Below are 14,080 nucleotides of genomic sequence, written 5' to 3' on the forward strand. Positions count from 1 at the left end.
CGAGGAGGTCCACCCCACAACTGAATACGCGACCCACGCGGAGCGCCCGGGACACGGCGCCCAGCCCGCAGGTCGACTACGCCCACCGCCTTCACCGGAGGCGCGGCCGCCCCTGGCGACCACGCCCCTGAAGGCCAGGCCAACCCGACCGTGCGCGGCCGGCACATCACCGCAGATCGGCACGGCGACGTGACCAACACGACGGCACGGCCGGCGCGACGGCGCGACGGTCGCAGCGGCGCGACCGGCATGGCGGCGCGGCCGGCATAGCGGCGCAGCGGCACGACCCGCACGGCTGCGCGACGGTGCGGCCGGCACTGCGGTACGGCGGCGCGGCGGCGCAGCCGGCACGGCGGCGCAGCCGGCACGGCGGCGCAGCCGGCAGACCGGCACGACCGGCGCGGCGGCACAACCCGCACGGCGGTGCGGCGGCGCGGCCGGCAGACCGGCACGACCAGCACGGCGACACGACCCGCACGGCGGCGCGGCGGCGCGGCGCGACGGTCGGCTGACCCGCGACGAGCGCGGCGCCGGCCAGCGCCGGTACGGACCGAGCCAGGGCGCGGCCTGGCGGTCGACCCGAGAAGTGTGGTCGAGGCCAAGCGACGAGGCGGGCCGACGGGTCGACCGAACGGGTCGGCGGACTGGTGGGCCAGATGGTCGCCAGGCAGCCGGTCGCGAACGGTCGAGCGAGGCCGGCTGTGTTCGGTGTGGGCTGTCGTCCGGCCGAACTGGCCGAACAAGCCGGCCGGTTCGAGCCGTGGCCTGCCTGGTCGGCTCGGGCAGGCGACCGGTCCGGTGGTCCGGGCGGGCGACCTGCCCCATCAGTCGAGCGGGCAACCGACCCGACGGTCCAGACCGGCAACCAGCCGAACCGGACAAGCAACCAGCCCGACCAACCGAGCCAGCAACCAATCCGACAGTCCAGCCCGGCGACCGATCGGGCAGACAACCAGCCGGATTCGGGCAGGCGACCTACCGGATCGGTCGAGCGGGTAACCGGCTCGGGGCCAACCCGACTGCTCCGGCAGGCCTGGTCCGGCGCGCTCGGTCAGGACCGCGACCAACCAGGCCCTGACCGGTCGGACCGAGAAGCTGGCCCGGCGGAACCACAAGCCGGGTCGGTCAGGCGCGGAGGGTGGCGCCGTGGCGTTCGGTGGCCGTCGAGATGGCCGCGTCGCGGGCGGCGGTGGCCTCTTCCAGGGTCAGCGTTCGGTCCTGGGCACGGAACCGGAGGGCGTAGGCGAGTGAACGCTTGCCCTCCCCGATCTGTGGGCCGGTGAAGACGTCGAAGAGGTTCAAGTCCTCCAGGAGGTCGCCGCCGCCGTTGTGGAGGGCGGTGGCGACCTCGGCGGCGGGCACCTTCTCGTCCACCACCAGGGCCACGTCCAGGAGGACGGGCGGGTAGGGCGACGGGGACGGCGCGGGGCGACGGTCCGCCAGCGGCAGGCTGGTGAGGTTCAGCTCCATGGCGCAGGTGCGCTTGGGCAGCCCCAACGCGTCGACGACCTTGGGGTGCAGCTCCCCCGCGTAGCCGACCGGCACGTCACCGGCGAGCAGTTGGGCACAGCGGCCCGGGTGCCAGGGAGCCAGCTCGGCCTTGCGGACCGTCAGCTCGACGCCCGCCGCGTCGGCGACGATCTCGGCGGCGCGCACGGCGTCGGCCCAGTTGGCCTGTTCGCCGGGGCCCCACCAGCCGGGCCGCTGACGGTGGCCCGCCAGGACCACGGCCACGTGCGTCGGCTGGGTGGGGAGGGCCGCGTGGAGAGCCGCGAGGTCCGCGGCGCCGGGACGGTCGGCCACGCCGACCGAGGGCACCGGCACCTGCTGGGCCTTGGGCAGAACCACCTGCCCGACGTTGAACAGGGCCACGTCCCGGGTCCCCCGGGACACGTTGCGGACCAGCACGTCCAGCAGCGCCGGCAACAACGTCGTCGCCAGCTCGCCCCGGTCGGACTCCAGGGGATTGAGGACCGTCACCGTGCGGCGCCGGGAGTCCTCGGCGGGCAGGCCGAAGTCGTCCCAGACGGTGGGGGACACGAACGGGAAGGGCAGGACCTCGACGTAACCCTCCTCGGCGAGGGCTCGGGCCACGGTGCGGCGGCGGCGCTGGGCCGGCGTCAGACCCTTGCCGGGCGGCGCCTTGGGCAGCTCCGTCGGGATCGTGTCGTAGCCCTCCAGACGCAGCACCTCCTCGACCAGGTCCGCCGGCTCGACCAGGTCCGGGCGCCAGCTCGGCGGCACCACGGTCACGCTCGGCTTCCCGTCGTCGGTCGAGCCGACCTCGATGCCGCAGCCGATCTGGGTCAGCCGGCGCACCGTCACACCCCGGTCGTACTCGATACCGGCCACCCGGTCGGGCAGGCTGATCGGCATCGTCACCGGGGCCAGCGGACGCGCGGCACCCTCGTCGGTCCGGCCCGGCTGGATGCTGCCGTCCGCGTGGTCACGCAACAGCCTCGCCGCGCGCTCCAGCGCGTGCGGCGGCAGCTTCGGGTCGACCGTGCGCTCGAACCGCTTGGCCGCCTCGCTCGGCAGCTTGTGCCGGCGCACCGCCCGCGCGATCGACGCCGGGTCCCAGATCGCCGCCTCCAGCAGGATGTCCGTGCTGTCGGACCGCACCTCGGTCGACTCGCCGCCCATCACGCCGGCCAGCGACACCGCGCCCGAGTCGTCGGCCACCACGATGTCGTCCGGGTCCAGCTTGCGCTTCACGCCGTCCAGCGTGGTCAGGGTCTCGCCCTCGTGGGCCCGGCGCACGACGATCGGCCCGGTGAGCGACGGCGTGTCGAACGCGTGCATCGGCTGCCCGGTTTCGAGCATCACGTAGTTCGTCACGTCGACCGCCAGCGAGATCGACCGGATGCCCGCGAGCATCAGCCGCCGGCGCACCCACCACGGGGTCGGCGCGGTCGGGTCGACCCCGGTGATCCGGCGCGCCACGAACCGCTCGCAGCCCTCCCGGTCCTCGATCCGCACCCGGTAGGCGTCGCCCTCGGCCTCCGGGACGTCGACCGCGGCCGCGTCGCGACCGGCGACGTCCAGCGCGCAGGCCAGTTCCCTGGCCAGGCCACGGATCGAGAACGCGTAACCCCGGTCCGGCGTGATCGCCAGCTCGATGATCGTGTCGTCCAGGCCCAGCAGCTCCACCGCGTCGTCACCGGGGCTGGCCTCACCGCTGGGCAGCACCAGGATGCCCGTGTGGTCATCGCCAAGGCCCAGTTCGCGGGCGGAGCAGATCATCCCGTCGCTGATCCGGCCGTAGGTCTTGCGCGCGGAGATCGCGAACCCGCCCGGCAGCACCGCGCCCGGCAGCGCCACCACGACCAGGTCGCCCTCGACGAAGTTCGTCGCACCGCAGACGATGCCGCGTTCGCGGGGCTCGTCGGAGCCCTCGGCGACCATGTCCTCGTAGTCGTCGGTCTCGTAGACCTCGACGCGGCAGTACCGGATCGGCTTCTTGAACTCGGAGAGCTCCTCGATCTCGGCCACGCGGCCGACCACGACCGGTCCGGTCACCGGGCCGAGCGGCGTGACCTCCTCGACCTCCAGCCCCACCCGGACGAACGCGTCGGCGAGCTGCTCGGCGGTGTACCGCTCGTCCGTCTCCAGGTGCTCGGTGAGCCAACTGACGGGAACCCGCACGGGTGTTCCTTTCGGTTACTACGTAAAGCTGATTCAGGAAGCGTCGGTGCCGAAGGGCATGGTGAACCGCACGTCACCCTCGACCATGTCCCGCATGTCCGGAATGCCGTTGCGGAACTGGAGGGTTCGCTCGATCCCCATGCCGAACGCGAAACCGGAGTAGACGTCGGGGTCGATCCCGCAGGCCCGCAGCACGTTCGGGTTGACCATGCCGCAGCCGCCCCACTCGACCCAGCCGGGGCCGCCCTTCTTCTCCTCGAACCACACGTCCGGCTCGGCCGACGGCTCGGTGAACGGGAAGTACGACGGCCGCAGCCGGATCTTCGCCTTGTCCCCGAACATCGCGCGGGCGAACGCGTCCAGCGTGCCCTTCAGGTGCGCCATCGTCAGGCCCTTGTCCACGGCCAGGCCCTCGACCTGGTGGAACACCGGCGTGTGCGTCGAGTCCAGTTCGTCGGTGCGGAACGTGCGGCCCGGGCAGACGACGTAGACCGGCAGGTCACGTTCCAGCAGCGCCCGGATCTGCACCGGCGAGGTGTGCGTGCGCAGCACCAGCCCGGAGTCGGCCGGGGCGACGTAGAAGGTGTCCTGCATGGTGCGCGCGGGATGGTCCTTCTTGAAGTTCAGCGCGTCGAAGTTGAACCACTCGGTCTCCAGCTCGGGACCTTCGGCCACCTCGTAGCCCATGCCGACGAACACGTCGGCGATCCGCTCGGAGAGCATCGCGATCGGGTGCCGGGCGCCGCGCGGCTGGCGGTTCCACGGCAGCGTGACGTCCACGCCCTCCTCGCGGAGCACGCGCTCGTCACGTTCGGCGACCAGCTCGGTACGCCGCAGGTCGAAGGCGTCGCGGACGATCTTCTGCGCCTCGTTGACCCGCTTGCCGGCCTCGGACCTGGCCTTGGGTGGCAGCGCCCCGATCTCGCGCCGGGCGACCATCAGCGGTGACTTGTCACCGAGGTGAGCGGGCTTGGCCGCTGCCAGCTCGTCCAGGTCACCCACCGCGGTGAACTCCTTGCGCGCCTGCTCCACGGCGGCCTGCAGGGTCTCCGGCGCGAGGGCCGCGACCTGCTTGGGATCGTAGGAGTCGTTGGCTGCGGACATGGTCGGTGAACAGCTCCCGTAGACGGTGGCCAGGCGGGTCGCCCGGAGCTGTGTGGACACACTCCGAGCACCCGCGATCCTAGGTGATCGGATGCCAGGGGCCGAAGGCAGCGCCGTCGAACGCCGCGTCGGGACGTGAGCCCGGCGACCGCTGCCCAGGTGAGGGTGGTGCTCCGCGCTCCGGGCCGCGACGACAACGGCGACGACGACGTCCCGGGGGCGGGCGTCGGGACGAGCATTCCGCCAACCGCTTTTCTCGACGCCGGCCAAATGTACCGCCGGGCAGAAGGATCGGCATCTCACTTACGCGAAATTCGCGAAAGAACACGCCGGGGAAAATCGTGGTGTCGCCAACGTGTTGCGGCAGTGGACAAGCAGTGGACAAGCGGCGGTGGACAATCAGCGTCCGGAAATTCCTTCTCGCTGGTCGCGGCGACGCCGCCAGGCCGTCGCGTACAGGCACACCGCGGCGGCCGTCGCGAGGTTCAGGCTTTCCGCGCCGCCGTACAACGGAACCCGCAGTGCCCGGTCGACGGACTCCAGGACCTCGGCCGGCAGGCCGTGGGCCTCGCTGCCGAAGACCCAGGCGGTCGGCGCGGCCGGTGTGGCCGATTCCACATCCTCGGTGGCGTACCCGTCGGCGGCGACCAGTTCGAGACCGGCGTCGCGGCAGGCCGCGAGCACGTCGGGAACCGAGGCGGCGCGGGCGATCGGGAGGTGGAAGATGCTGCCGGTGGACGCGCGGACGCATTTGCCGTTGTGCGGGTCGACGGTGTGCCCGGCGAGCAGAACGGCGTCGGCGCCGGCGGCGTCGGCGACCCGGATGACGGTGCCGGCGTTGCCGGGGTCGGCGACGCCGACCAGGACGGCGACCAGTGCCGGTGAGCCGGCCAGCGCGTTGGCGAGCGGCACGTCCAGCAGATCGCAGACCGCCACGATCCCTTGCGGCGTCACGGTTTCGGACAGTCCGGCGGCGGCGCGGTCGGTCACCGTGGACACTCGAACGCCGGCCTCGGTCGCCGCGGCGGCGAGGTCGCCGCTCGGGTCGGTGACGAAGACCTCGTGCACCCGGCCACGGCCTTCGGCGGCCCAGCGGAGGGCCTCGCGGACGGCCTGGGCGCCTTCGGCGAGGAAGCGGCCGGCCTTGTCCCGGCCGGCGCGGCGGGTCAGGGCCCGGGCAGCGACGACCCGGGGGGTCCGTTCGGTGAACGGACCGTCCCCGGGTCGGGTCGGTCGCGTGTTCAGGAAGCCTTGCCCTGCGGGTCGGCGTTCTCGCGGGCCACGGCCACCAGCGCGGCGAACGCGGCCGCGTCGTTGACGGCGAGCTCGGCGAGGATCTTGCGGTCGACCTCGATCCCGGCGGCCTTGAGGCCCTGGATGAACCGGTTGTAGGTCATGCCGTTCAGGCGGGCCGCGGCGTTGATACGGGTGATCCACAGCTGGCGGAAGTCACCCTTGCGGGCGCGGCGGTCCCGGTAGGCGTAGGTGAGCGAGTGGAGCGTCTGCTCCTTCGCCTTGCGGTACAGCCGCGAGCGCTGGCCGCGGTAGCCGCTGGCCAGTTCAAGGGTCGTGCGGCGCTTCTTGTGGGCGTTCACTGCCCGCTTGACGCGTGCCACGGTCAAATCCTGTCGATCTCTGGGGCGATGCCGCCCGGGTGGTCAGGGAAGGTGGGTGCGGCTCAGCGGCCGAGCAGCTTCTTCACTCGGCGCACGTCGGCCGGCGCGATCTCGGCGGTGCCGGACAGGCGGCGCGTAACCCTGCTGGACTTCTTCTCCAGCTTGTGCCGCAGGCCGGCCTGCTGGCGGCGGAGCTTCCCCTTGCCGGTGACCCGGATGCGCTTGGACGCGCCGGAGTGGGTCTTGTTCTTGGGCATTCGTCAGTTTCCTTCTCGTGTTGGTCGCTTCGCCACAGGTGGCTCGGCGCCTACGCTCGCGCTCCCATGCGCACTTCGTTGTCCGGAGCGTCTGGTGCCCGCTCCGTTACTGAACCGACGCCGGGGCGTCGGTTCAGACCGTGTCGGTGCCCGCGCCGGCCTTGGGCCGCGTCTTCTGCGACTTGTGCGGTGCGAGCACCATGATCATGTTTCGGCCGTCCTGCTTCGGTGCCGCCTCGACGAAGCCGAGGTCGGCGACGTCGTCGGCCAGTCGCTGCAGCAACCGGAAACCCAGCTCGGGGCGGGACTGCTCCCGGCCACGGAACATGATCGTCACCTTGACCTTGTTCCCGTGCTCGAGGAACCGGATGACGTGGCCCCTCTTGGTCTCGTAGTCGTGCTTGTCGATCTTCGGCCGGAGCTTCTGCTCCTTGATCACGGTGAGCTGCTGGTTCCGGCGGGACTCCCGCGCCTTCTGCGCGCTCTCGTACTTGTACTTGCCGAAGTCCATGAGCTTCGCGACCGGCGGGCGTGCCTGCGGGGCAACCTCCACGAGGTCCAGGTCCGCCTCCTGAGCCAGCCGGAGTGCGTCTTCGATGCGCACTATTCCGACCTGCTCGCCGTTCGGTCCGACCAGTCGGACTTCCGGGACTCGGATGCGGTCGTTGATACGTGTCTCGGAGCTGATGGGGCCTCCTCGGGCCGATTTCACAGAGCCGTGCCCGGCTCATCCTCTTGTCGTGGCGACGCTCGCGTCGTGGTGCCCCCCAAACAGCACGAACCCCGCGCACCTGAGGTGCACGGGGCCCGCTACCGACCGGTCGACCCGACGCATGTCGGGACACCGCCGCTGGCATCGAAACCCGCCGACGCCACCGGCGGCGACCGGACCCGGACACCGAAGTGACTCGGGTGGGAGCGGGGCTCCACTTCGCGGCCTCGCACGGGGCGAGGCTGGTCGCGCAGGACAGATTACCAGACACGCCGGGACCCGGACTCAGGCCCGGGTGCGGCGGCGGTATCCCCGGCCAGGATGCCACGACTCGATGACCAGGTGGTCGCCCGTCTCGCCGAGGTGGACCATGGCGACCTCGGCGAGGTCGAGCCGGAAGAACCCGGCGCCCACGTGCGGCGTGTCGGCCGGCGGGGCGGTCTCCACCAGGCGGCCGGCGACCTTGGCGTCACCGGGCCAGGCGACCGGGTCGTCCTGGGGCGGCTCGATCGTCGGGCTGTGGATGGCCACCCTCGGGTCGCGGCGGACGTCGCGCAGTTTGCGTGCGCCGGCCATCATCCCGAGCGTCACCTGGCCGTCCTGGAACTCCAGTTCGGTGCCGCTGATCCTGGGCGAGCCGTCGGCCCGCAGCGTGGCGATGGTCTTGTTGGTGCCGGCGGTGAACACCGTCCGTACCCGTTCGGCGAACTCCGGGGCGTCGGCCTCGACGTCCTTCCAGGTGCCCATGAACCCCTCCCGTTTCTGAATGACTGTTCGGATACTACGCCGGGTTTCCGAGCCGTGGTTCAATAACCCCGTGGCCCGCCCGAGGAAGATCACCGACGAGGAACTGCTCGCCGCCTGCGGGCGGGTGATCGGCCGCCACGGGCCGGGGTTCACGCTGGGCCAGGTCGCCGCCGAGGCCGGCGTGGCCGTCGGCACCGTCGCCGGCCGCTTCGGCTCCAAGCACGCCCTGCTGCTGGCGATGATGACCACCGCCGCCGAAGGCGTCGAGCAACGCATGCACGCCGCCTCGGCCACCCAGGACGACCCGGTCGCCGCCGTGATCGCCGCGACGCTGGTCACCGCCGAGGGCCTGGAGGACCCGGCCACGGTGACCCACCACCTGGCCCAGCTGGGCACCGACCTCGCCGACCCGCACCTGCGCGCCGGCCTGCGGGAACTCCGCGCCCGCGTCCAGGGCGTACTCACCGGCCTGCTCACCGGGGCCGACCTTCCCGGCGCCCCTCCCCCGGCGCGGGCCGCCCGCATCGTCGACGCCACCGCGCAGGGAACCCAGCAGGACTGGGCCCTCGCCCCCCACGGCGCCCTCACCGACCGGCTGCGCGCCGACCTGCACGCGGTGCTCGACGCCTGGCGCCGCCCCGCCTGACCAGGTCGGTGACGGCGCCGTGCCCGTCGGTCACGGCTAGAGTGCGCCCATGGCACCGTGGACCGCCGACGACATCCCCGACCAGTCCGGCCGCACGGTCGTGGTGACCGGCGCCAACAGCGGCCTGGGCCTGGTCGCCGCGCGCGAACTGGCCCAGCGCGGCGCGCACGTCGTACTGGCCTGCCGGGACGTGGCCAAGGGCGAGGCGGCGGCCCCGGCCGGCGACGTCGAGGTGCGGCGGCTGGACCTGGCCGACCTGGCGTCGGTGCGGGAGTTCGCCGAGACGCTGACCGGGCCGGTGGACGTACTGATCAACAACGCGGGCGTCATGGCGGTCCCCCACCGGCGCACCGCCGACGGGTTCGAGTCGCAGTTCGGCACCAACCACCTCGGGCACTTCGCGCTCACCGGCCTGCTGCTCGACCGGATCCGCGACCGGGTCGTGACGCTGTCCAGCACGATGCACCGGATGGGCCGGATCGTGCTCGACGACCTCAACTGGGAGCGCCGCCGGTACTCGCGGTGGCCGGCCTACGGCCAGTCCAAGCTGGCGAACCTGCTGTTCACCGCCGAGCTGACCCGGCGGCTGCGCGAGGTGGACTCGCCGGTGCGGGCCTACGCCGCCCACCCCGGCTACGCGCGGACCAACCTCCAGTCGCACACCGAGTCGCTGATGGACTCGGTGATGGCCATCGGCAACCGGCTGGTCGCCCAGTCCGCGCGGATGGGCACCCTGCCGACGCTGTACGCGGCGACGGTCACCGACCTGCCGGGCGGCAGCTACGTCGGGCCGGGCGGGTTCGCCGAGCAGCGCGGCTACCCGAAGGTCGTCGACAGCACCCGCGCCGCCAAGGACCCCCGGGTCGCGCGGGAGCTGTGGGAGGCCTCCGAACGGCTGACCGGCGTCACCTTCCCGTGAGCACCGACGCCAGGAACTCGCCCGTGTAGCTGCCCTCGGTGTCGGCCACGTCCTCCGGGGTGCCCTCGGCGATGACCGTGCCGCCGCCGGAGCCGCCCTCCGGTCCCATGTCGACGATCCAGTCGGACGTCTTGATCACGTCCAGGTTGTGCTCGATGACGATGACGGTGTTTCCCTTGTCCACCAAGCCGTTGATCACGCCGATGAGCTTGCGGATGTCCTCGAAGTGCAGGCCGGTGGTCGGCTCGTCGAGCACGTAGACCGTCTTGCCGGTCGAACGCTTCTGCAGCTCGGAGGCCAGCTTCACCCGCTGGGCCTCGCCACCGGACAGCGTCGGCGCCGGCTGGCCGAGCCGCACGTAGCCCAGGCCGACGTCGACCAGGGTCTTGAGGTGGCGGTGGATCGCCCGGATCGGCTCGAAGAACGTCTCCGCCTCCTCGATCGACATGTCGAGGACCTCGGAGATCGTCTTGCCCTTGTAGTGCACCTCCAGGGTCTCCCGGTTGTACCGGGCGCCCTTGCAGACCTCGCACGGGACGTAGACGTCCGGCAGGAAGTTCATCTCGATCTTGATCGTGCCGTCGCCGGCGCACGCCTCACAGCGCCCGCCCTTGACGTTGAACGAGAACCGTCCCGGCTGGTAGCCGCGCACCTTCGCCTCGGTGGTGGCCGCGAACAGCTTGCGCACGTGGTCGAACACGCCGGTGTAGGTGGCCGGGTTGGACCGGGGGGTGCGGCCGATCGGCGACTGGTCGACCCGCACCAGCTTGTCGACCTGGTCCAGGCCCCTGACCCGGGTGTGTCGGCCGGGGACCTGGCGCGCGCCGTTGAGCTTGTTGGCCAGCACGGTCGCCAGGATGTCGTTGACCAGGGTGGACTTCCCCGAGCCGGACACGCCGGTGACCGACACCAGGCAGCCCAGCGGGAACGACACGTCGATGCCGCGCAGGTTGTGCTCCCGCGCGCCGACCACGGTCAGCTGGCGCTTGCGGTTGACCGGGCGGCGGATCGCCGGGGTCGGGATCTCCATCCGGCCCGACAGGTACGCGCCGGTCAGCGACTGCTTGTTCTTCAGCAGCTTCTGGAACGACCCGCTGTGCACGATGTGCCCGCCGTGCTCGCCGGCGCCGGGACCGATGTCGACGACCCAGTCGGAGGTGCGGATGGTGTCCTCGTCGTGCTCGACGACGATCAGCGTGTTGCCCAGGTCGCGCAGCCGGGTGAGCGTCTCGATCAGCCGGTGGTTGTCCCGCTGGTGCAGGCCGATCGACGGCTCGTCGAGCACGTATAGCACGCCGACCAGCCCGGACCCGATCTGGGTCGCGAGCCGGATGCGCTGGGCCTCGCCGCCGGACAGCGTGCCGGAGGCGCGGTCGAGCGAGAGGTAGTCGAGGCCGACGTCGAGCAGGAACCGCAGCCTGGCCTGGATCTCCTTGAGCACCGCGCCGGCGATCATGGACTCGCGCCGGCCCAGCTTGAGGCCCTCCAGGAACTCCGAGCACTCGGAGATCGACAGCGCCGAGACCTCGGCGATCGACCGGGCGCCGTACTTGCCGTGTTCGAGGGTGACCGCGAGGATCTCCGGCTTGAGGCGGGTGCCCTGGCAGGCCGGGCAGGGCACCTCCCGCATGTAGCCCTCGTACTTCTCCCGCATGTACTCGGACTCGGTCTGCTCCTGGCGGCGCTCCAGGAACGGGATGACGCCCTCGTAGTTGGCGTAGTAGGACCGTTCCCGGCCGTAGCGGTTGCGGTACCGGACGTGGACCTGGTCGGACGTGCCGTGCAGGACGGCCTTCTGGGCCTTGGCCGGCAGCCGCCGCCACGCCACGTCCATCCGGAATCCGACCGCCTCGCCGAGCGCGGACAGCAGCCGGGTGAAGTACTCGGCGGTCTGCCCGCCGGCCCACGGCGCGATCGCGCCGTCCTCCAGGGTCAGCTCGTCGTCCGGGACGACCAGCTCCGGGTCGACCTCCTGACGCACGCCGATGCCGGTGCAGACCGGGCAGGCGCCGTAGGGCGAGTTGAAGGAGAACGAGCGCGGTTCGAGGTCCTCGATGGCCAGCGGGTGGCCGTTGGGGCAGGCCAGGTTCTCGGAGAAGCCCCGGATGCGGTGCGGGTCGTTGTCCGGCAGGTCGACGAACTCCAGCTCGACCAGGCCGTCGGCCAGGCGCAGCGCGGTCTCGATCGAGTCGGTGAGCCGGCGCTTGGCGGTGGACTTGACCGCCAGCCGGTCGATGACGACCGCGATCTCGTGCTTCTCCTGCTTCTTGAGCTTGGGCGGGTCGGTCAGCGAGTGCACCGCGCCGTCGACCCGTGCCCGTGAGTAGCCCTGGGACTGGAGCTGGGAGAACAGGTCGACGTACTCGCCCTTGCGGCCGCGCACGACCGGGGCGAGTACCTGGAAGCGCAGGCCGTCGTCCATGGCCAGGACCTGGTCGACGATCTGTTGGGGGGTCTGCTTGCTGATCGCCTCGCCGCAGCGGGGGCAGTGCGGTTTGCCGGCGCGGGCGAACAGCAGGCGCAGGTAGTCGTAGACCTCGGTGATCGTGCCGACCGTGGACCGGGGGTTGCGGCTGGTGGACTTCTGGTCGATGGACACCGCCGGGGACAGGCCCTCGATGAAGTCGACGTCCGGCTTGTCCATCTGGCCGAGGAACTGCCTGGCGTAGGCCGACAGTGACTCGACGTAACGACGTTGGCCCTCGGCGAAGATCGTGTCGAAGGCCAGGCTCGACTTGCCGGAACCGGACAGCCCGGTGAACACGATCAGGCTGTTGCGGGGCAGGTCGATGTCCACGCCGCGCAGGTTGTGCTCACGCGCGCCGCGGACGACGAGGCGGTCAGCCACTGCAGTCCCTTCGAAGAATGCTGTCGAGTGATCGGCCGGATGCAGGTCAGACGCTGCCTCCACGTGGCCGAGACCATGCTAGGTCGGAGCACCGACAAATTTTGCGCCGGTTGGCGGCGGCCGGTGACTACCCCGGGTCGCGGTCACTCACCTAGGCTGGTGAGACCAACTCTGGTGCTCATTCTGAACTACCGACTCGGCGGGGACGGCGGTATGACTGGTTCCAGCATCTCAAACGAGGCCTCTGTCGCGCACGACACCGTTCCTGAGCAGCGACGGGCCAGGGAACGAGCGGCGGCGCTCCAGGCACGACGCCGGCTTGCCGACGTGCGAGCCGCGACGGAGGTACTGGCCGGTCACGTCACCTCTCTGGATGACCGCCGGATGCGTGAACCGAGCCTGCTGCCGGGGTGGTCGCGGGCGCATGTGGTGACGCACCTCGCGCGCAACGCCGACGGGTTGGTGAACCTGCTCACGTGGGCGCGGACCGGCGTCGAGCACCCGATCTACGCCAGCGACGCCGACCGCGAGGCCGACATCGAGGAGGGTGCCGGCCGGCTGGCGCAGGTGCTGCACGAGGACCTGCTCGCCTCCAGCGAGCGGTTCGCGGTGGCCTGTGAGCGGCTGTCGGACTCGCAGTGGTCCGCGTCGGTGACCGCCAGGAACCCGGTGCCGTTCCCGGCCTCGGCGATCCCGGGGCTGCGGCTGTTCGAGCTGTGGACCCACCTGGTGGACCTGGACGTCGGGTTCGGCTTCGAGGACATCCCGGCCGACCTGCTGGAGGTCGCGACGACCTCGGCCGTGGCCCGGCACCTCAACCGCCCGGAAGGGCCATCCGTACACCTTCGGGTGATTTTCCCGGACGGTGAGGAGCGGGTCTGGGACCTGGTCGGCGGCGGCGGGACGGTGCACGAGGTGACCGGCGAGGCGGCCGAGGTGATCGGGTGGCTGACCGGACGCCGGGACGGCTCGACGCTGCGCGGCGAGGTGCCCGACTTACCGGCGTGGGGCTAGCTCCACGTTGGTGAAGGTCGTGCGGAAACCCTGGCCGTCCGGTGACGCGGCCATCAGCCCGGCCAGCACCGGGACCTCCGGCGGCAGGTAGGCGATGCGCAGCAGGGTGATCGGGTCGGCGCCGTCGAGCCCGTAGCGGATGGTGACCGCGTCACCCGCACGAGTGGCCTCGACCGTGACCGACCGTGGGGTGCCCAGCGGGGCGACCGACCAGTCGGAGAACTCCCTGGTGACCACGGCCGAGATCCGCTGCTGCCCGTCGACCAGCTCGATCCCGCTCTTGATCCAGTGCGTCCTGTCGATCCGCAGGGCGATACCGGCCTGGTCGTACTGGTCGCGGTAGGCGCCGGCGAAGGTCGCGGTGAGCGTGAAGTCACCGACGATCTCGGTGCCGTAGACATGCCCGGTGTCCCGGACGAAGCCGTAGTGGGTGGTGCGCCAGAAGTCGGTGTCCGGGTCGGTGGTGACGGTGAGCGTGTCGCCGGAGAGGTCCCAGGACGTGGGTTCGTTGAGCCAGCGCCAGCCCGTGATCATGGCGCCATGCTGTCAGCCGGCCGGGTGCGCGCGCTAGG

At 71.5% G+C, this 14,080-nt stretch carries 13 protein-coding genes; 4 read left to right on the plus strand and 9 right to left on the minus strand.

The window, feature by feature from the left end; translation table 11 throughout:
* The first annotated feature begins 305 nt into the window (after positions 1 to 305).
* Positions 306 to 512, plus strand: a complete 207-nt coding sequence (locus BLA60_RS43305; protein ID WP_154814395.1) for a hypothetical protein — start codon at positions 306 to 308, stop codon at positions 510 to 512.
* Positions 513 to 1,125: 613 nt separating this feature from the next.
* Here the strand turns inward: BLA60_RS43305 and pheT are convergent.
* From pheT to BLA60_RS16305, 7 genes are all read right to left on the minus strand, one after another.
* Positions 1,126 to 3,645 carry a phenylalanine--tRNA ligase subunit beta gene (gene pheT, locus BLA60_RS16275; RefSeq protein ID WP_075133741.1) on the minus strand — a complete coding sequence of 840 codons (2,520 nt, stop codon included), beginning with the start codon at positions 3,643 to 3,645 and terminating at the stop codon, positions 1,126 to 1,128.
* 33 nt (positions 3,646 to 3,678) lie between these two features.
* On the minus strand, positions 3,679 to 4,749 hold the full coding sequence (gene pheS / locus BLA60_RS16280; RefSeq protein ID WP_075133996.1) for a phenylalanine--tRNA ligase subunit alpha: 1,071 nt from the start codon (positions 4,747 to 4,749) through the stop codon (positions 3,679 to 3,681).
* A gap of 399 nt (positions 4,750 to 5,148) precedes the next feature.
* Positions 5,149 to 5,994, minus strand: coding sequence for a TrmH family RNA methyltransferase (locus BLA60_RS16285; RefSeq protein ID WP_075133997.1), 846 nt, complete (start codon positions 5,992 to 5,994; stop codon positions 5,149 to 5,151).
* On the minus strand, positions 5,991 to 6,365 hold the full coding sequence (rplT, locus tag BLA60_RS16290; RefSeq protein ID WP_075133742.1) for a 50S ribosomal protein L20: 375 nt from the start codon (positions 6,363 to 6,365) through the stop codon (positions 5,991 to 5,993). Before rplT ends, BLA60_RS16285 begins: the two co-directional genes overlap by 4 nt.
* Before the next feature lie 62 nt (positions 6,366 to 6,427).
* On the minus strand, positions 6,428 to 6,622 hold the full coding sequence (gene rpmI / locus BLA60_RS16295; protein ID WP_075133743.1) for a 50S ribosomal protein L35: 195 nt from the start codon (positions 6,620 to 6,622) through the stop codon (positions 6,428 to 6,430).
* Positions 6,623 to 6,755: 133 nt separating this feature from the next.
* Positions 6,756 to 7,334 (minus strand): translation initiation factor IF-3, encoded by a 579-nt coding sequence (gene infC, locus BLA60_RS16300; protein WP_075133744.1) that lies wholly within the window; start codon positions 7,332 to 7,334, stop codon positions 6,756 to 6,758.
* Positions 7,335 to 7,619: 285 nt separating this feature from the next.
* Positions 7,620 to 8,081, minus strand: coding sequence for a pyridoxamine 5'-phosphate oxidase family protein (locus BLA60_RS16305; protein ID WP_075133745.1), 462 nt, complete (start codon positions 8,079 to 8,081; stop codon positions 7,620 to 7,622).
* 70 nt (positions 8,082 to 8,151) lie between these two features.
* On the opposite strand from BLA60_RS16305, the gene BLA60_RS16310 reads away from it, so the two are divergent.
* Complete coding sequence (locus BLA60_RS16310) at positions 8,152 to 8,727, plus strand: TetR family transcriptional regulator (RefSeq protein WP_075133746.1); 576 nt, start codon at positions 8,152 to 8,154, stop codon at positions 8,725 to 8,727.
* A gap of 49 nt (positions 8,728 to 8,776) precedes the next feature.
* On the plus strand, positions 8,777 to 9,646 hold the full coding sequence (locus BLA60_RS16315) for an oxidoreductase (protein WP_075133747.1): 870 nt from the start codon (positions 8,777 to 8,779) through the stop codon (positions 9,644 to 9,646).
* Here the strand turns inward: BLA60_RS16315 and uvrA are convergent.
* A complete protein-coding gene (uvrA, locus tag BLA60_RS16320; protein WP_075133748.1) occupies positions 9,633 to 12,494 on the minus strand; it encodes an excinuclease ABC subunit UvrA in 2,862 nt (953 codons plus the stop codon). The two genes, BLA60_RS16315 and uvrA, sit on opposite strands and share 14 nt — an antisense overlap.
* A gap of 327 nt (positions 12,495 to 12,821) precedes the next feature.
* Between uvrA and BLA60_RS16325 the strand changes: the two genes are divergently transcribed.
* Positions 12,822 to 13,508 (plus strand): maleylpyruvate isomerase family mycothiol-dependent enzyme, encoded by a 687-nt coding sequence (locus BLA60_RS16325; RefSeq protein ID WP_425427065.1) that lies wholly within the window; start codon positions 12,822 to 12,824, stop codon positions 13,506 to 13,508.
* Here BLA60_RS16325 and BLA60_RS16330 read toward each other — a convergent pair.
* The gene (locus BLA60_RS16330; protein WP_075133749.1) at positions 13,491 to 14,042 is read right to left on the minus strand and encodes a DUF1349 domain-containing protein; all 552 of its coding nucleotides are present in this window, start codon (positions 14,040 to 14,042) and stop codon (positions 13,491 to 13,493) included. The two genes, BLA60_RS16325 and BLA60_RS16330, sit on opposite strands and share 18 nt — an antisense overlap.
* Positions 14,043 to 14,080: the final 38 nt, after the last annotated feature.

The organism is Actinophytocola xinjiangensis (genome assembly GCF_001921215.1).
GTDB lineage: Bacteria > Actinomycetota > Actinomycetes > Mycobacteriales > Pseudonocardiaceae > Actinophytocola > Actinophytocola xinjiangensis.